Origin of the sequence: Nakamurella deserti (assembly GCF_003260015.1) — a bacterium.
In the GTDB taxonomy this organism is placed as follows: Bacteria; Actinomycetota; Actinomycetes; order Mycobacteriales; family Nakamurellaceae; genus Nakamurella; species Nakamurella deserti.
Genome location: NZ_QCXS01000002.1, coordinates 301,249 through 318,117, shown reverse-complemented (window position 1 = coordinate 318,117; position 16,869 = coordinate 301,249). Strand labels below are relative to the sequence as shown.

Sequence of the window (16,869 nt, the reverse complement as noted above, 5' to 3'; positions counted from 1 at the left end):
CCCGCCGGGCGCCGGGTGCGGCGGGGGCGCGACCGTGCCGATCCGGTCAGCGCACCAGCGTCACCGCCGCGCTCGCGGTGGTCGGCGGGGTGGTGTCCGGGTAGCGGACCGTCGCGGTCACCGTGATCGCGCCGGGGGTCGCCCTGGCCGGCTTCCAGCTGACCGTGAAACTGTCGCTGCGGCTGTCGTACCGGCCGCAGGTGGGTCGCAGCGTCTGTGCGCCGCTCACCGACACCGTCGACGTGCAGGTGAGACCGAGCACCAGGGCGGCCAGGTCGGGCAGCGGCCGGCCCGCGGCGTCCACCAGCTGGTATCGGATCGTCGTGCTGGTCCCGGCCGTCAGCGTGTGGCCCTGGACGGGTGTGACCAGCCGGAGTCCGTAGGTGGCGGTCTGGGCGACCGAGCCCTGGCTCGGCAGGTTCCCGGCGTCACCGGAGTAGGTGGCCGTGACCGTCGTCGTCCCCGGGACGACGGCCGGAACGGTCACCGTCGCTGCACCGTCGACCAGCGCGACCGGCCCGCTCACGGGCACGCCGCGGACGCTGAACCGGACGGTGCCGCCGGGGGCGACCGGGCGGGTGGTGGTGACGGTGGCGGTGAGGGTCACCGGCGCACCCACGACCACCGATGTCGCCGAGGTCGTGACCGTGGTGGTGGTGGCGACGGCGGGCGAGGTCAGCTGCAGGCCGACCCGGACCGGGTCGTGGTCGGAGTTGCGGAAGGCGTCCGGGGCGTACAGCGAGGCCTGCTGCGCCGGCGTCTTGAACTCGGTGTTGTAGTCGAGCACGGTCGGCTCGTCGGCGTTGACGTGCCACTCCGCCGCGCCGGTGACCTGCGGACGCAAGGACGCCGAGCTGAGCGCGTAGTCCAGGTAGCCCCACTGGCCGTCGAAGCCGTAGGAGTAGCTCTGTGCGCCTCCGAACTCCCGGGCCAGGTCGACGTAGCCGGCGCCGGCGAGCACGGCGATCGGGTCCTCCCCGGCGTAGGAGTTCAGATCGCCGACGACGAGGACGTCGGGATCGCCGGCCGCGGGCACCACGGTGGTCGACAGCCAGCTCGCCAGCCGTTGCGCCTGCTCCACCCGGCGGGCGTTCCAGCAGCTCTGCCCGTCGCCGCGGTCGGCGTCGGCCGCGTTCGCGGTGTCGGTCGCGGCCGGGCAGCTGCCCTTGGACTTGAAGTGGTTGACCACGACGGTGACGGTCTCGCCGTCGGCGGTGGCGAAGGACTGGGCGACCGGTACCCGGTCCCAGAGCTCGCCCTGCCCGGTGTCGGCCCAGGTTCGGCCCGGCAGCGGGGTGACCGCGGCCGGCCTGTACAGCAGGCCGACCTTGATGGCGTCGTCACCGGCGGCGTCCACGACCCCGGTGGCGGCGTCGACGTCGACGAAGTCCCAGGTGCCGGCGCCGGCGCCGGCGGCGGCGTCGAGCCGTTCGACCAGATCGGCCAGGGCGCTGTCGGGGCCGTACCCGTCGTTCTCGACCTCGACGACGCCGACCACGTCGGCCGCCAGGCCGTTCAGTTCGGCGACCTCCTTGGCGGCCTGCCGCTCGAGCTCGGCGGGGTTGTTCGCCCCGCGGCAATCGGCCGGACCACCGCTCAGCCCGAAGGTGCACCCGGTCGTGGTGTCGAACCAGTTGAGCAGGTTGGCGCCCGCCACGGTCAGCGTGCCACCGACCTCGGGCACGCTCGTGGGGCGCGGGTTGGCGGCAACGAACGTCGCCGCGCCGTTCAGGGCCTGCACAGGGCGGAGCCGGTAGGCGTTCCCGCTGGCGGCGTTGCCCGCCCAGGTGAACGTGAGCACGCCGGTGGCTCCGGTGACCGTGTCACCGCCGCGCAGGGTGTTCGAGGCGCTCAGCGGCCGTCCGCCGCGGCCGAAGACGATCGGATCCGGGTTCTGTGCGTTCGTGGCGTCGTCGATGATCAACCGGTTCAGGGCGTTCGCGGCCTGCTGGCGGGCCACCTCGGGCGTGCCGGCCCGGAACAGCGACGTGGGTTGCGGCAGCCGTCCCCCGGACGAGACCACCACCTGGCCGAAGCGACCGAGCTGGAAGGTCTCCGTGACCGACAGCTCCTGGGGGAACCGGACGGACATGCCCTCGTACCGCTCGAGCGCGTCCGGCGACGCGAGCGGCAGGGTCACCTCGGCCGGCGTCACGGTGCCGGTCCCGCAGCCGCCGATGCCGGTGGCACCCGCGGTGATCTGGGTCTGGCCCTGGAACTCGCCGACCTGGCCGGTGACCTGCACGATGTCCCCGGCGGCGACGAGGTTCGCGCCGCTGTCGAAGACGAACACCCCGTCGGACGTGGCCGGGTCACCGTCGCCGCCGTCCTGCAGGTAGAAACCGCGCAAGGTCGGCGAGGCGCCCTCGTAGTCGCCGACCACGACGCCCCGGACGGTGACCGTCTGGCCGCTCGACGGGCTGGCGTCGGTGCTGCCCTGCACCGCACCGATCGCGGTCACCGGGACCGTGCAGTCCGCGGCGGGTGCGGCGGCAGCCGGGGTGACGGCCAGCAGACCGGCGACCAGTGCGGTGACGGTGACGGCGGCGAGGGTGCCCGCCGGTCGTCGGGGTGGGGCGAACGGCATGGGGTGTCCTCACTGACGGCACGGATGACGCGGACGGCGGTGACGGACCGGCCACGGCGCCGACGCGGTGAGCGTCGGAACGCGGTCGACCCGGGGGTGCGGTCGCCCGCCCGACGGTCGGCCGGGCGGAACAGACCTGATCCTTACCGGGCCGCACCGACAGTGCCACCCCCGGACGGTGAACGATCGGCGTCACCACCCACCTGGCCGCATCCGCAGATCCCGCCCCCCACGCCCGGTTTCGGCGTGGAAATCACCGGAATCCGGTTGGATCCACGCCGAGACGGGCAGCCGGCCGCTCTGTGCCGTCCGCACCCCGGCTCGAGCGCGGCGGCTCGCGGCACTACCAGCCGCGCTCGGCCAGCCGGTGCGGCACGGGGATGTCGGCGACGTTGATGCCCACCATGGCCTCGCCGAGCCCGCGCGAGACCTTGGCGATGACGTCCGGGTCGTCGTGGAACGTGGTCGCCTGCACGACGGCGGCGGCACGCTGCGCGGGGTTACCGGACTTGAAGATCCCCGACCCCACGAAGACGCCCTGGGCGCCGAGCTGCATCATCATGGCGGCGTCCGCGGGGGTGGCGATGCCGCCGGCGGTGAACAGCACGACCGGCAGGGTGCCGGTCGCGGCGACCTCCACGACCAGGTCGTACGGCGCCTGCAGCTCCTTCGCCGCGACGAACAGCTCGTCCTTCGGCAGCGACGCCAGCCGGGCGAGCTCGGCGCGGATGGTGCGCATGTGGGTGGTGGCGTTGGAGACGTCGCCGGTGCCGGCCTCGCCCTTGGAGCGGATCATCGCCGCGCCCTCGGTGATCCGCCGCAACGCCTCCCCGAGGTTCGTGGCCCCGCAGACGAACGGCGCGGTGAACGCCCACTTGTCGATGTGGTGCGCGTAGTCGGCGGGGGTCAGCACCTCGGACTCGTCGATGTAGTCGACCCCGAGCGACTGCAGCACCTGCGCCTCGACGAAGTGCCCGATCCGCGCCTTGGCCATCACCGGGATGCTCACCGCGGCGATGATCGAGTCGATCATGTCCGGGTCGCTCATCCGCGACACACCGCCCTGGGCGCGGATGTCGGCGGGCACCCGCTCGAGCGCCATCACCGCGACGGCGCCGGCGTCCTCGGCGATCCGGGCCTGCTCGGCGGTGACGACGTCCATGATGACGCCGCCCTTGAGCATCTCGGCCATGCCGCGCTTGACGCGCGCCGATCCGGTGACCGTCGGGGGTGCGGGTGTCGTCATGGCAGGCTCCTGAGCTGGACCGATGCGCCCGGCGAGGCGCTGATGGACCCAGTCTGCGCCGCCAGGTGGCACCGCCCCGGCAGTCCAGTTCAGCCCGGCAGGCACGGCGGTCGCCGGCTCGCTCGGCCCGGTCCGGCCGCTCGACCTGCCCGGCCCACCCGGGCCGCTCAGCCCTCAGTGGTCGGGATCTGCCCCGGCGCCAGCACCACCCAGGTCTTGCCGGTGCGGAACGGCACCGGGTTCCCCGCGCCGTCGAGGTAGCTGGTCGGCGAGGTCGCGTCCGGCCGGGACCAGGTGCCGTCGAGGGCCTTGCCGTCGCGGTAGAGGGTGAAGGTGCCCGACCCGGTGCTGTTGGACTTGAACGACGGGATGCCGTTCGAGTCGACCGTGCCGTCGGGTTGGGCGGTGGTCCGCTGCACGAGCAGGTTCTGGAAGGCGAACGGCTCACCGGTGGCGCCGTCGGTCTGCACGGCGCCGAGCCGGATGTAGTTCCACACCCCGTCGGCCCAGCGGAACGAGATCGGGTTGGCGAAGGCGGCCGCGACGCGGTCCACGTCGCGCTGCCCGGCGTAGGCGCCCACGTCGTCGGAGAACACGAAACCGGGGCTGGTGGGCCGGCCGATGCCGCCCAGCCGCGAAGCCACGGTGAGGACGTCGGCGTGCAGGTTGTAGGGCTCGCTCGCCGCGGACGAGCGCCAGTAGGCACCGCCGATGACGTCCGGCGAGGCGTCGACCAGCCCGGCCGAGGCGAAGTTGTCCAGCGGCCCGCCGGCACCGCCGGAGAACATCAGGGCCGGCCGGCCGAACGCGGTGAGCACGTCCGGATCGGTGGTGCGGACGCTGCGGACCGGACCCACCTCCCCCGGGAAGGTGGTGTGGAAGACGGCCATCAACCGGCTGAGGCCACCCTCGACCATCTCGACGTAGACGATGTCAGCCGCGCCGATCCCCCACTGGGAACCGGGGAAGGTGTTGTCGATCTTGGCCGCCACCACGACGTTGTCGGTCACCGCCAGACCGGTCAGCACGTTGATCGTCGGCGCTGGCGGCGGCGGCGCGGGCGGCTCGACCGGACCCGGCGGGGCGGGGGTGACGGCCGTGCTGGACGCGGCGGTCGACCCCGGGACCGTCACCGAGGACGAGCTGGTCAGGGCGGTCGCCGCCGACGAGGTGGCCGGCACGGCGTCTCCGGCGGACCCGCAGCCGGCCAGCAGCAGCATCGGGACCAGCCAGCACGCCAGGGACGGGCAACTTCGTCGGGCGCGGGGCGTCACCTTGTTCTCCCTGGTCGGAAGGGTCCGGAGGCGTCGTCGCGACCGGATCCGCTGCCGTCCAACCTAGGACACCGTCGTCGCTGTGGGTGGTCAACGCACCGCGCTCAGTCGATCTGAGTCGGCTCCGGGGGGACTGCCGGGCCGCGCCCTCCGGTCACCTCGCGGAGCAGCTTCACCGCCTCGGGCAGCCGCGCGGTGAGCTGCAGGGGGTAGACGACGTCGCCGGTGGCCGCCAGCGCGTCGGCCGCCCACCACTCCTCGCCGTGGATGTAGGACCGTTCGACCTCGGTGAAGCCGTCGTGGTGGACGGCGGCGTCGGCGGGCGGAGCGGCCACGAAGAAGTACTCGGTCTGCTCGTAGTCCTGCCCGCTGAAGGTGAACCGGGACCGCCGCCACCAGACGGGGCCGGCGAAGGCGGTGCGGGGCAGCCGCATCCTGGTCTCCTCGGTCAGTTCGCGCTGTGCGGCACCGAGCAGGTCCTCACCGGCCTCGACCCCGCCGCCCGGGGTGAACCAGAACCGGTCCCCGGGGAGCTGCGGGTCGCCGCCCTGGAACAGCAGCACCCGGTCGGCGTCGTCGATCATCAGCACCCGGGCCGACACCCGGTTGAGCGGCCGGGACGGGTTGTACTCGGCGATCTCGAAGTAGTCGGGCAGGGACGCCCGGCCGGCCAGCCGGAACATCCGGGAGAAACGGTCGGCCCGCAGGGCCCGGGTGTCGCGTACGGCGTCGTTGTAGAAGCGGCGGGCCAGCAGGACGCGCTGCGCGGTCTCGGCGAGCTCGTCGGCGACCGACGAGTCGGGCGGGGTGGGGAGCTGTTCGAGGAGACGGGTCAGCTCGTTCTCGGCGTCGGCACGCCGGGTCCGGTCGCCGGCGTCCTCGGTCCGGCGGGCCGCGGCGGCCAGCGTGGTGGCGACCGCGGGCGCCAGATCGCCGGCGGCGGCCAGCGCCCGGGCCACCCCGGAGCGGCGGGCGAGGGCCACGTCCAGCGCCGCCCAGGCGGCTTCGGTCCGGCGGTGCAGCCGGTCGAGCCGGGTGGCCAGCCGGTACAGCCGGAAGGCGCAGACCAGCAGGACCACGATGATCGCGGCGATGACGAGGTTCACGCCGGGCCCGCCGGCCGGGCCGTGTTCACTCGGCCTCCACCACGGACCGCGGGTCGGCGGCGATGACGGTGTCGTAGACCTGCAGGATCTGGTCGGTGACGACTGACCAGTCGTAGCGACGCACGGCCGCGGACGCCCTCGCCACCGTCGCGGCCCGGGCGGCGGCCGCATCCAGGGTGCGGGCCAGCGCCGCGGCCAGCCCGACCGCGTCCCCGACCGGGAAGAGCACGCCGCAGCGGCCGTTGTCGAGCACGCGGCGGAAGGCGTCGAGGTCGGACGCGACGACCGCGGCCCCGGCGGCCATCGCTTCGGTGAGGATCATGCCGAAGCTCTCGCCGCCGGTGTTGGGAGCGCAGTAGACGTCCACCGACGACAGCATGGCGGCCTTGTCGCCGTTGCTGACCTGACCGAGCAGGCGCAGGTGACCGGCGAGCCGTGGCCCGGCGGCGTCCATCAGCTCGTCGGGGTCGCCGGCCCCGGCGACCAGCAGCTCCAGCGCGGGGTGGGTGGGCAGCAGCAGCTCCATCGCCGCCAGCAGCACCGCCATCCCCTTGCGGGGCTCGGCGTAGCGGCCGACGAAACCGATGGTGCCGCCGGCCCGCGGGTAGCCGGGCAGCGGCGGGGCGTCGGCGTAGAAGGAGGTGTCCACCCCGTTGGGGATGATGACCGCGTCGCCCCCGAGGTGTTCCACCTGCACCTGCCGGGCCAGCTCGCTGACGGCGATCCGGCCGGTGATCTTCTCCATGAACGGCTGCAGCATGCCCTGGAACGCGGCCAGCGCCTTGGACTTGGGGTTGGCGGTGTGGAAGGTCGCCACGATCGGGCCCTCGGCGACGATGAGGGCCAGCATCGACAGGCTGGGCGCCACCGGTTCGTGGACGTGCAGGACGTCGAACCGTCCGTCGCGGATCCACCGCCGCACCCGGGTGTAGCTGACGGGGCCGAACGACAGTCGCGCCACCGAGCCGTTGTACGGGATGGCGACGCTGCGGCCGGCGGGGACGACGAACCCGGGCAGGTCCGCGTCCTCCTCCCCCGGGGCCAGCACCGAGACGTCGTGGCCGCGATCGGTCAGTACCTGGGCGACCTCGAGCACGTGCCCCTGCACGCCGCCGGGCACGTCGAAGGAGTACGGACAGACGAGGCCGATCCTCATGCGGGATCGACGGGTGGGTTCGGGTCACCCGGCCGCGGCCGCAGGTCCGACAGCCACAGCGGCTGCATCATGTGCCAGTCGGCGGGGTGCTCGGCGATCCGGGAGGCGAAGAAGTCGGCGACCTGCTGGGTGCCGTCGCGCACCTGGTCACGGAGCCGCTCGCCGCGCAGTGCCAGCGGCGCGCCGATGTCGCCGGCCCAGCCGTCGGCGGTGTTCCAGATGTGGGCGGGGCACAGCGCGGCGCCGGTGACGGCGGCGAGCATCGCCGGGCCGGCGGGCATCCGGGTGCGCTCGCCGAAGAAGTCCACCTCGACGCCCCGCGCCGACAGGTCGCGGTCGGCGACGAGGCAGACCATGCCGCCGTTCTCCAGCCGTTCCCGCAGCACGGTGGTCGGGTTGGCGCCGCCGGTGAGCGGCAGCACCTCGAAACCGAGGCTCTCCCGGTAGGCGACGAACCTGTCGTACAGCGACTCGGGTTTGAGCCGCTCGGCGACGGTGGTGAAGGTGCCGTACTCGTGGGTCATCCCCAGCCCGGCGATGTCCCAGTTCCCGGAGTGCGGCAGCGGCAGGACCACACCGCGGCCGGCCTCCATCGCGGCCCGGATGTGCTCGATACCGGCGAGTCGGGGCAGGAATCCCGCAACCACCGCCTCGTGGTCCATCGTCGGCAGCCGGAAGGTCTCCCGCCAGTACCGGGCGTAGGACCGCAGCCCGGCGCGGGTGACCGCCGACAGCGCGGCGGGGGTGGCGTCGTCGCCGAGGACCCGGCGGAGATTGCGGGCCAGCCGGACCGTCGCCGGTCCGCGGCGCCGGAACGCGAGGTCGGCGGCCCGGTCGGCGGCCCGGGCGGTAAAGCCCTCCGGCAGCGCCTTGACCAACGACCAGCCCGCGCCGTACCCGGCGGCGACCAGGCGGTCCGTGCGGGCGCTCACCGCGGCTGGGCCGCTTCCCGCCGGACGTAGGCGCGCTTGACCTGCACGATGCGCTGCACCACCGTGAACACGCTCGCCGCGGCCAGCACCCACAGGCACACGGCCAGCGCGTACGGCACCCCGATGCCCTGCAGGCCGGCGCCGACCAGGCCGAGCACGTTGCGTTCGGCGCGCTCGGCGAGTGCGCCGGTGATGCGCAGGTCCACCGAGTCGGCGCGGGCCTTGATGTAGGACACGACCTGGCCGGCGGTCAGGCAGATCAGCGCGGCGATGGCCAGCGACGGGTTGTGCAGGTGCTGGAAGGCCGCGAAGGCGATGGCGCCGAAGAGCGCGCCGTCGGCGATCCGGTCGCACGAGGCGTCCAGGACCACACCGAAGTCGGTGCCGTGGCCGCGGGCCCGGGCCATCGCCCCGTCGAAGAGGTCGAAGAACACGAAGACGGTCACGGCCATCGTGCCCCAGAACAGGTGACCGGCCCCGATCAGGAACACCGCCCCCGCCACGACGCCGGCGGTGCCGATGACGGTGACGGCGTCCGGGGTCAGACCCACCCGGAGCAGCGCGCGACCGACCGGATCGGTCACCCGTGACACAGCGCCACGGGCGAGCGCGTTGAGCATGACGGGAATCCTCGTTCGGAGCAGGGGCGTGCACGGGTGGTGGCAGAGCCGTGGACAGGTGGAAGGTTCACGATAGCGGCAGCCGGAGGTCCTTCCGTTCGGCCCGAGAGCGTGCCGGGCGGGTCCGTGGCGCCGCCCGCGGCTCAGGCCGCGGACTCGGCGCGGCTGTAGAGGTTGACCTCGAGCGTGTGCCGGGAGATCTCCAGCACCTCGCCGTTGGGCAGCGGCGACCAGCGGTCGATCTCCCGGTCCCACCCGGTGGAGGCGACGAGGACCTCGCGGCGGCTGACCGTGTAGTGCAGGAAGTAGCCCTCGACGCCGCCCGGTTCGTCCGCGCACTTCACCGGGTCGTAGTAGCACATGGCGTACAGCGCGTCCGGGGTGAGCAGCAGGGTGTTCAGGGCACAGAGGTTCGCACCGCGGCCGATCCGGGCGGCCGCCTCGAGCAGCGCCGCCGCCGGCGGCAGGTCCGCCAGCAGGGCCATCACGATCGAGAAGTAGCGCTCGCTGTCGGTGGTGCCGACCGCGGGGGCGCCGCCGACCTCGGCGACGATCGCGTCGAGGTCCTCGACGGTGCCGCAGTAGCCGTTGTGGGCCAGCGCATAGCGGCCGTCGCTGAACGGGTGGGTGTTGGCGACCGAGAGCTCCATCCCCGGCGAGGCCTTGCGCAGGTGCAGCAGCGCGGCGTCGGTCATCGTCTTCTCGGCGATCTCGTCGAAGCGCCGGCTGGTCCGGGCCGGCTCGGGGGCCTTGTGCACCTGGAGGGTGTCGGTGCCGCCCCAGCTGGCGATGCCCCAGCCGTCGCAGTGCAGGCTGGACAGCGCCTCGAACGGCGCCAGGTGTTCACCGATGGATTCGGTCAACGGCAACGGCCGGGGGCTGACCACACCGAGCAGACGACACACTGCGAAGACCTCCTCTGGACGAGCCGGACGGCGCCGACATTCCTCACCCGCCGGCGACGACGCCGGCCACCTCGAGTCAACCCGTGATCCGACGCCGACGACCGTGCTGGACGGGTGGAGTTCCGCTCGGGATCGGTCACTGTCCGTCACCGCAGCCGACGCCCGGACCGGGCGGGAACATCGTCGTTCCCCGGCGACCGACGGCGGTCATCCCGTCGTCGGGGCGCGCCGGCGAACTCCCGGCCGCACCGCCCACCAGTATCAGGCCGCCGGGACGCCCGGACGGGCCACCGACGGTCCGAGGCCCGGAACCGGTGCCGTCGGTCCGCCACGATGCGGCGGTGAGCTGCGACGATGCGCCGGAACGCGGAGCGGACGGCGTGACGGGCGGGAAATGTTTACCGGGCGGAAACACGCGCCCCGCCGTCCGACCGGGCGCGGCAGGATCGGTCCACCGGGTCGCCGCGGACGGGACCGGGCCGGCCCGCCCCGCGTCCCGCTGCGGGCGACTTCTCGGGGCGAGGCCGGCACCGGGGGTGACGGCTCCTCGGCGGCATCCCGGCTGCGGGCCGGCCGCTCCGAGCCGGCCGGCATCAGGGGTGACGGTCCGCGCCCGGGGGCCCGCCGACCCGAACCCGGGCCGCGGGATCAGCGCCCGTTCAGCCCCAGGCGTCGGCGATCATCTGCCGGGTCTGCCCCAGCAGCTGCGGGAGCACCTTGGTGTGGCCGATGACGGGCATGAAGTTGGCGTCGCCGCCCCAGCGGGGCACCAGGTGCTGGTGCAGGTGTGCGGCGATGCCGGCGCCGGCCACCGCTCCCTGGTTCATGCCGAGGTTGAACCCGTGCGGCGCGGACACCTGACGGACGACCGTCATGGCGCGGCGGGTCATCGCCGCCAGCTCCGCGGTCTCGTCGAGCGTCAGCTCGGTGTAGTCGGCGACGTGTCGGTACGGGACGACCATCAGATGGCCCGGGTTGTAGGGGAACAGGTTCAGCACCGCGAACACCGACGTCCCGCGGGCCAGGATCAGCCCGTCGGCGTCGTCCATCGCCGGGATCCGGCAGAACGGGCAGTCGTCACCGGCGCCCGGACCCGACGGCTTGTTCTCGCCCTGGATGTAGGCCATCCGGTGCGGCGTCCACAGCCGTTGCAGCCCGTCCCGCTCCCCCGCGCCGTCCTGGGGTTCCAGCACCTGTCCGTCCACGGCCACGCCTAGCCCAGCGACGCGAACGCCGGCGCCACCGCGGACGGCGACTCGTTGCGGCGCTCGCCCACCCAGGCCACGATCGCGTCGACCGCATCGGCCACCGGCACCTGGTTGACCTGGCTGCCGTCGCGGAACCGGAACGACACCGCCCCGGCCTCGACGTCCTTGGCGCCGGCCAGCAGCTGGAACGGCACCTTGAGCGCGGTGTGGTTGCGGATCTTCTTCTGCATCCGGTCGTCGGAGTGGTCGACCTCGGCGCGGATCCCCTTCCGGCGCAGCCCGTCCACCACCTCCTGCAGGTGGTCACCGAACGCCTCGGCGACCGGGATGCCGACGACCTGGACCGGCGCCAGCCAGGCCGGGAAGGCGCCCGCGTAGTGCTCGGTGAGCACACCGAAGAACCGCTCGATGGAGCCGAACAGGGCCCGGTGGATCATGTACGGCTGGGCCTTCTGGCCGTCGGACCCGGTGTACTCGAGGTGGAACCGCTCCGGCAGCTGGAAGTCGACCTGGATGGTGCTCATCTGCCAGGTGCGCCCGATCGCGTCCTTGGCCTGTACGGAGATCTTGGGGGCGTAGAACGCCGCCCCGCCCTCGTCGAGCACGAGGTCCAGCCCCGAATCCTCCGCGGCCGTGCGCAGCGCGTCGGTCGCAGTCTCCCACTGCTCGTCCGTGCCGACGGACTTCTCGAGGTTGCGGGTGGACAGCTCCAGGTAGAAGTCGTCCAGGCCGTAGTCACGCAGCAGGTCGATGACGAACTTCAGCAGCGACTTGATCTCGTCCTGCAGCTGGTCGGGGGTGCAGTAGATGTGCGCGTCGTCCTGCGTCATCCCCCGGACCCGGGTGAGACCGTGGATGACGCCGGACTTCTCGTAGCGGTACACCGAGCCGAACTCGAACAGCCGCAGCGGCAGCTCCCGGTAGGAGCGGCCGCGGGACCGGAAGATCAGGTTGTGGAACGGGCAGTTCATCGGCTTGAGGTAGTAGTCCTGCCCCTGCCGCTTCACGGTGCCGTCGGGGTGGTGCTCCTCGTCGAGGTGCATGGGCGGGAACATGCCGTCGGCGTACCACTGCAGGTGGCCCGAGGTCTCGAACAGCGCACCCTTGGTGATGTGCGGCGAGTAGACGAACTCGTAGCCGGCCTCGGTGTGCCGCTGCCGGGAGTAGTTCTCCATCTCCTGCCGGATGATGCCGCCCTTGGGGTGGAACACCGCCAACCCCGAGCCGATCTCGTCCGGGAACGAGAACAGGTCGAGCTCGGTGCCCAGCCGGCGGTGGTCGCGGCGCTCGGCCTCGGCGATCCGGGTCAGGTGGGCGTCCAGCGCGTCGGTGGACTCCCAGGCGGTGCCGTAGATGCGCTGCAACTGCGGGTTCTTGTCACTGCCCCGCCAGTACGCGGCGGCGCTGCGCATGAGCTTGACGGCCGGGATGTAGCGGGTGGTGGGCACGTGCGGGCCGCGGCACAGGTCGCCCCAGATGCGGTCGCCGGTGTGCGCGTGCAGGTTGTCGTAGGCGGTGAGATGCGGGTCGGCGGCGTCGATCTCCATGAGTTCGCCGGAGTCGGCGGAGTCGGTCGCCTTGAGGTCGATCAGCTCCAGCTTGTAGGGCTCCCCCGCCAGTTCCTCGCGGGCGGCCTCCCGGGAGGCGTAGCTGCGTCGCGAGAACCGCTGCCCGGCCTTGACGATCTTCGCCATCCGCTTCTCGAGGTCGGCGAGATCCTCAGGAGTGAACGGCTTCTCGACGTCGAAGTCGTAGTAGAAGCCGTCGGTGATGAACGGTCCGATGCCGAGCTTCGCGTCCGGGAACTTCTGCTGGACGGCCTGCGCGAGGACGTGCGCGGCGCTGTGCCGGATGACCGAGCGTCCGTCCTCACTCGACGCCGCCACGGCCTCCACCTCCGCCTCGCTGTCAGGTGTCCAGGCGAGGTCGCGCAACCGGCCCTCGGCGTCGCGGACGACGACGATCGCGTCCGGGCCGGTGCGGGGCAGGTCGGCGGTCTGGACCGCGCTGCCGGCCGTGGTGCCGGCCGCGACCCGGATGCGGGCGGGCGAGGGGAACCAGGCAGCGGCAGACACGAGAGTTGCTCCAGAGGTAGGTCAGCGGTGATTCCGACCCTCGCAGACTAGTCGCCGCCGACAACCGCGATTCCGGACGAGGGGACGGTCGGGACAGGCCGGCGGTGGCCCGTCCCGACCGCCGACCGCCCACCACCACCCGGGAAACGCGCAGGGCCGGTCACGCCCGGAGGCGTGACCGGCCCTGGGAGGGTCGGAGGTGGAGTCAGCCGGCCAGCAACTCGACGCCGCGGGCGGCCATCGGGCGGGGGGCGACCCGGGAGGGGGTGCGCTGCTGCGGCACCCAGCCAGGCTGGGCGGCGGCGCCGGCGCGGAGCAGGTCGGCCTGGCGATCCAGTCGGAGGTCCAGCACGGCGCACGCGGTGTCGGTCTCGGTGACCTTGCCGGAGCGGGCCACGACGGCCAGCCCGACGACGATGGCCGGGAAGGCGAGGAGCAGGAACCACAACATGTCGGCCTCCGGATGGGCGCTGGTGCATCTCGAACGGATCAGTCACTCACTGGTGCTTCGGTGTACTGCTGTGGTGACAACGCTGAGCTTAGGGCAGCTTCTTCTGACTGTCCGTCGGATGGAGCACAACGCATCGTGACCGTTTTTTGCCTCCGTCACGCTGTGTTCCGACCGGAACCACGCGCTCACCTCGATGGAGCGAGCCGGCCCGGCGCGGCGAACTCAGCGTAACCACCTGTCCTGAGCTGCGAAAACACGGTAAACGGCGGTGTTTGCGGGGCGAATCGATGCCTTCAGGCGTCGCATCGCGGCCCAGAACCGCGCTGGATGCACCCCGCACACTGCTCCTGACGGGTGGTACAGCCCGAAAGGGTCCACCCGATCAGGGGGAGGCCTGCGTGGAGGAGTGACAGGAGGCGGGGAACGGCGAAGCCCTCCGGCGGCGGATCCGCGGCACCGGAGGGCGCCTGACAACTCAGGGACGATCCCGGCGCACGTTCGTCACGCGGCGCACAGGCATGTCGCCGGGTCCTCTCTGCGGTCCCCCAAGGCCCACCGCACCGCCGACCGTCCGGTCGCGCCACCGCTGCCCGGGAGGCCGGCGCGGGCGCGCGGTGACCGACGCTGCGCTCGTCACTTCCGCCGGAGGGTGACCGTCGTCCAGCTGGTCTCGCCCCGGATGTCGACCACGGGGCCGCCGGGCACCGTCGGCGGGCCTGCCTTGTCCTTCACGGTGGTCATCGACCCGCCGCCGAAATCGTCGGTCCGGGCGATCACCGCGTCACCGAGTCTGATCTTGACGGTGCTCCAGGTGGCGCGGACCTCGATGACGCAGCCGCCCGGCGGGAGGTTCGCGGCGCGCAGATCGAGGTCGGCGGTGCCCATCGTGCCGGTGATGTAGAGGTGGCCGGGCACCCGCCACGGGCCCTGCCGCCTGACCGTCGTCCAGTCGACGGCGATCGCGTCCACGTCCACTCCCGCCCCACCCGGAGCGGCGGCGGCCGGCGGGAACAGTCGGGCGGCGTCCGGTAGGTCGGCGAGGGCCGAGCGGAGGTCGCCGCGGGTCCTCGCGGCGTACACCGTGACGGAACGCTCCTCGAACTCCTGCAGATCGAGGTAGCCACCGCCGACCGCCTCGTGCAGGACGGCGACGGCCAGCTCGCGCTCGCGGTCGCCGACGCGGAGGGCGTCGGATGCGGGGTCCGTCATCGGCCCGATGCTACCGAGGCCGTCCCGACGCCACCCGGCCACCGCCGCCGGTTCACCGGTCCGTTCCCCGGGTCCTGCCGCCACACCACCGGCACGTCGACGGCCGCGCCCGGGCGTCGACTCCCCGCCCCCGCCGTCCGGCCGCCGCCCGACCACGACGCCGGCGCGCAGCTGCAGAGCTGACCGACATGATCCGCAGCCCGTTCCGGACAGCGTCCGGGACCCTGCGTACCGACCCGCGCCCGATCACCGTCGAAAATCACCCGCTTGCCGCATCGGCGGACCGCTCCGTCGCACCGGGCTGAGGACGGGACACCGGCTCGGTCCCGCTCGCCGCATCCGCTCATACATCCAGCCCTGCCGACACCCGCGAACGTCACGCTCCGTGCCGGATCTACGGTCCATGATGACCGTCTGCAGCGTCGCTGCGACACTGCATCGGCACCCATTCGAGTGCTAACCGCGGCCAGAACTCGCTAGCATCGCTCATCAGACCGCCAGATCAACCGTTTTCCCCGCACATGGGAGCCTCATGACCCTCCACATCATTCATTCGAGTGAAGCCGACGATGTCGATCCTCGCTCGCTCGAAGCGCAGGGCGGCTACGCAGAGTCAGAGGCGACCGTGGACGTCGAGCCCACGGGGGGCGAACACCCGCTCGCCGTCGCGGTCATCACGTTGTGTCACGCCACCGACCGCGCCGCCGTCGCCGAACTGGTCGAGGACAACGTGTCGCTGGTGGAGATCCTGGTCTCGGAACGGATGCGGACGGTCCCCCGCCACGTCGACCGCGACGATCTGATGTCCGCCGGGATGATGGCGCTGGTGCTGAGTGCGATCGCCTTCGACGCCGACCGCGCCGTGTCCTTCCGCAGCTTCGCGGCGTTCCGCATCCGCGGCGCCCTCATCGACGAGCTGCGCGGAATGGACTGGGCCTCCCGCTCGGTGCGCGCCCGGGTGCGTGCGGTCGAGGCCGCCCGTCGCGATCTCACCGTCTCCCTGAGCCGCTGCCCGAGCGACACCGAGGTGGCCGCGGCCCTGGGCATGAGCCTGCGGGAACTCGACGCGGTGCAGGCCGACGCCGCGCGCGGCACCGTCGTCAGCCTGCAGGGCTTCGCTCCGGAGGTCGTCCACGACGTGCTGCCCGACCGCACCCACGGTCCCGAGGCGCTGCTGCTGCATCGTGAGCAGCTCGGCTACCTACACGACGCGGTCGCCGCGCTCCCCGATCGGCTGCGCCGGGTCGTCGAGGCCTACTACTTCGAGAACCGCCCGATGGGTGAGATCGCCGCCGAGCTGTCGGTCACCCAGTCCCGGGTGTCGCAGATGTGCGCCGAGGCCACGGCGTTGATGCGCGACGGCATCAACGCGCAGCTCGACCCGGAAGCGCTGGCGCCACTGGCCCGCACGGGGCGCGCCGCCGCCACCCGCAGGGCCTACTACCAGGCGGTGGGCGGTCGGCACACCGTCGCCGGCCGACTGGCCATGTCGACCTGCCAGGGGGAGATCCGCCGCCGGGTCGGGGCCGAAGCGGCCGCGATGGCCGTGACGGGCACCAGGGGCACCGTGGGCGCCAGGGGCGCAGTCGGCAGCATCGGCACGGTCGAGACGGTGGGTTCGCGCATCGCCTGACCGCTGCCCGCCGACGCTCGACCCGGGCCGTCGGCGGGATCGCTTCCGCACGGAGTTCCGACCGCCCCGAGTTCCGACCCCCGGGTCCGAGCTCCGGGTGCCGACGTCCGTGTGTGGACCCCCGAGTTCCGACTCCCGAGTCCGCACTCCGGGTTCACGACGCCCGACTTCCCACACCCGGGTTCTCCGGGTCTCGACACCCGACACCCGAGCTCCGACACCCGAGTTCGGACTCCAGGTGCCGACGCCCGAGATCGGAGCTGGGCTCCGACCCCCGAGTCCCGACTCCCGAGTCCGCACTCCGGGTTTCACGACACCCGACTTCCCACACCCCGATTCGTCCGGGTCTCGACACCCGACACCCGAGCTCCGACACTCGGGTTCAAACTCCAGGTGCCGACGCCCGAGATCGGAGCTGGGCTCCGACCCCCGAGTCCCGACTCCCGAGTCCGCACTCCGGGTTCACG

The 16,869-nt window shown here is 72.7% G+C and carries 13 protein-coding genes; 1 reads left to right on the top strand and 12 read right to left on the bottom strand.

Annotated elements, in window-relative coordinates:
- Positions 1-46: 46 nt before the first annotated feature.
- The 12 genes from DB033_RS01660 to DB033_RS01605 form a co-directional block, all read right to left on the bottom strand.
- The gene (locus DB033_RS01660) at positions 47-2,587 is read right to left on the bottom strand and encodes an ExeM/NucH family extracellular endonuclease (RefSeq protein WP_111765169.1); all 2,541 of its coding nucleotides are present in this window, start codon (positions 2,585-2,587) and stop codon (positions 47-49) included.
- A gap of 343 nt (positions 2,588-2,930) precedes the next feature.
- On the bottom strand, positions 2,931-3,833 hold the full coding sequence (pdxS, locus tag DB033_RS01655) for a pyridoxal 5'-phosphate synthase lyase subunit PdxS (RefSeq protein ID WP_111765168.1): 903 nt from the start codon (positions 3,831-3,833) through the stop codon (positions 2,931-2,933).
- A 167-nt stretch (positions 3,834-4,000) separates the two neighbouring features.
- Positions 4,001-5,107 carry a DUF3048 domain-containing protein gene (locus DB033_RS01650; RefSeq protein WP_157970452.1) on the bottom strand — a complete coding sequence of 369 codons (1,107 nt, stop codon included), beginning with the start codon at positions 5,105-5,107 and terminating at the stop codon, positions 4,001-4,003.
- A 104-nt stretch (positions 5,108-5,211) separates the two neighbouring features.
- Positions 5,212-6,213, bottom strand: coding sequence for an NUDIX hydrolase (locus DB033_RS01645; RefSeq protein ID WP_111765166.1), 1,002 nt, complete (start codon positions 6,211-6,213; stop codon positions 5,212-5,214).
- A 25-nt stretch (positions 6,214-6,238) separates the two neighbouring features.
- A complete protein-coding gene (locus tag DB033_RS01640) occupies positions 6,239-7,369 on the bottom strand; it encodes a glycosyltransferase family 4 protein (protein WP_111765165.1) in 1,131 nt (376 codons plus the stop codon).
- Positions 7,366-8,301 carry a phosphatidylinositol mannoside acyltransferase gene (locus DB033_RS01635; protein WP_111765164.1) on the bottom strand — a complete coding sequence of 312 codons (936 nt, stop codon included), beginning with the start codon at positions 8,299-8,301 and terminating at the stop codon, positions 7,366-7,368. The genes DB033_RS01640 and DB033_RS01635 overlap by 4 nt, the downstream gene beginning before the upstream one ends.
- A complete protein-coding gene (gene pgsA / locus DB033_RS01630; RefSeq protein ID WP_111765163.1) occupies positions 8,298-8,921 on the bottom strand; it encodes a phosphatidylinositol phosphate synthase in 624 nt (207 codons plus the stop codon). Before pgsA ends, DB033_RS01635 begins: the two co-directional genes overlap by 4 nt.
- Positions 8,922-9,064: 143 nt before the next feature.
- Positions 9,065-9,826: a class II glutamine amidotransferase gene (locus DB033_RS01625; RefSeq protein ID WP_157970451.1), complete on the bottom strand. Its 762-nt coding sequence runs from the start codon at positions 9,824-9,826 to the stop codon at positions 9,065-9,067.
- Between the two features lie 659 nt (positions 9,827-10,485).
- A complete protein-coding gene (locus tag DB033_RS01620; RefSeq protein WP_240615682.1) occupies positions 10,486-11,019 on the bottom strand; it encodes an HIT family protein in 534 nt (177 codons plus the stop codon).
- 20 nt (positions 11,020-11,039) lie between these two features.
- Positions 11,040-13,109: a threonine--tRNA ligase gene (gene thrS, locus DB033_RS01615; RefSeq protein WP_240615681.1), complete on the bottom strand. Its 2,070-nt coding sequence runs from the start codon at positions 13,107-13,109 to the stop codon at positions 11,040-11,042.
- Positions 13,110-13,314: 205 nt separating this feature from the next.
- A complete protein-coding gene (locus DB033_RS01610) occupies positions 13,315-13,560 on the bottom strand; it encodes a hypothetical protein (RefSeq protein WP_111765161.1) in 246 nt (81 codons plus the stop codon).
- A 633-nt stretch (positions 13,561-14,193) separates the two neighbouring features.
- The gene (locus DB033_RS01605; protein ID WP_111767152.1) at positions 14,194-14,769 is read right to left on the bottom strand and encodes a DUF1707 SHOCT-like domain-containing protein; all 576 of its coding nucleotides are present in this window, start codon (positions 14,767-14,769) and stop codon (positions 14,194-14,196) included.
- 532 nt (positions 14,770-15,301) lie between these two features.
- Here DB033_RS01605 and DB033_RS01600 point away from each other — a divergent pair.
- A complete protein-coding gene (locus DB033_RS01600; RefSeq protein ID WP_111765160.1) occupies positions 15,302-16,402 on the top strand; it encodes a sigma-70 family RNA polymerase sigma factor in 1,101 nt (366 codons plus the stop codon).
- Positions 16,403-16,869: the final 467 nt, after the last annotated feature.

Bases quoted from the DNA above. Each gene is read 5' to 3' on its own strand.
- pgsA (WP_111765163.1), bottom strand. From the start codon at position 8,921: ATGCTCAACGCGCTCGCCCGTGGCGCTGTGTCACGGGTGACCGATCCG.
- DB033_RS01660 (WP_111765169.1), bottom strand. From the start codon at position 2,587: ATGCCGTTCGCCCCACCCCGACGACCGGCGGGCACCCTCGCCGCCGTC.
- pdxS (WP_111765168.1), bottom strand. From the start codon at position 3,833: ATGACGACACCCGCACCCCCGACGGTCACCGGATCGGCGCGCGTCAAG.
- DB033_RS01600 (WP_111765160.1), top strand. From the start codon at position 15,302: ATGACCCTCCACATCATTCATTCGAGTGAAGCCGACGATGTCGATCCT.
- DB033_RS01610 (WP_111765161.1), bottom strand. From the start codon at position 13,560: ATGTTGTGGTTCCTGCTCCTCGCCTTCCCGGCCATCGTCGTCGGGCTG.
- DB033_RS01640 (WP_111765165.1), bottom strand. From the start codon at position 7,369: ATGAGGATCGGCCTCGTCTGTCCGTACTCCTTCGACGTGCCCGGCGGC.
- DB033_RS01605 (WP_111767152.1), bottom strand. From the start codon at position 14,769: ATGACGGACCCCGCATCCGACGCCCTCCGCGTCGGCGACCGCGAGCGC.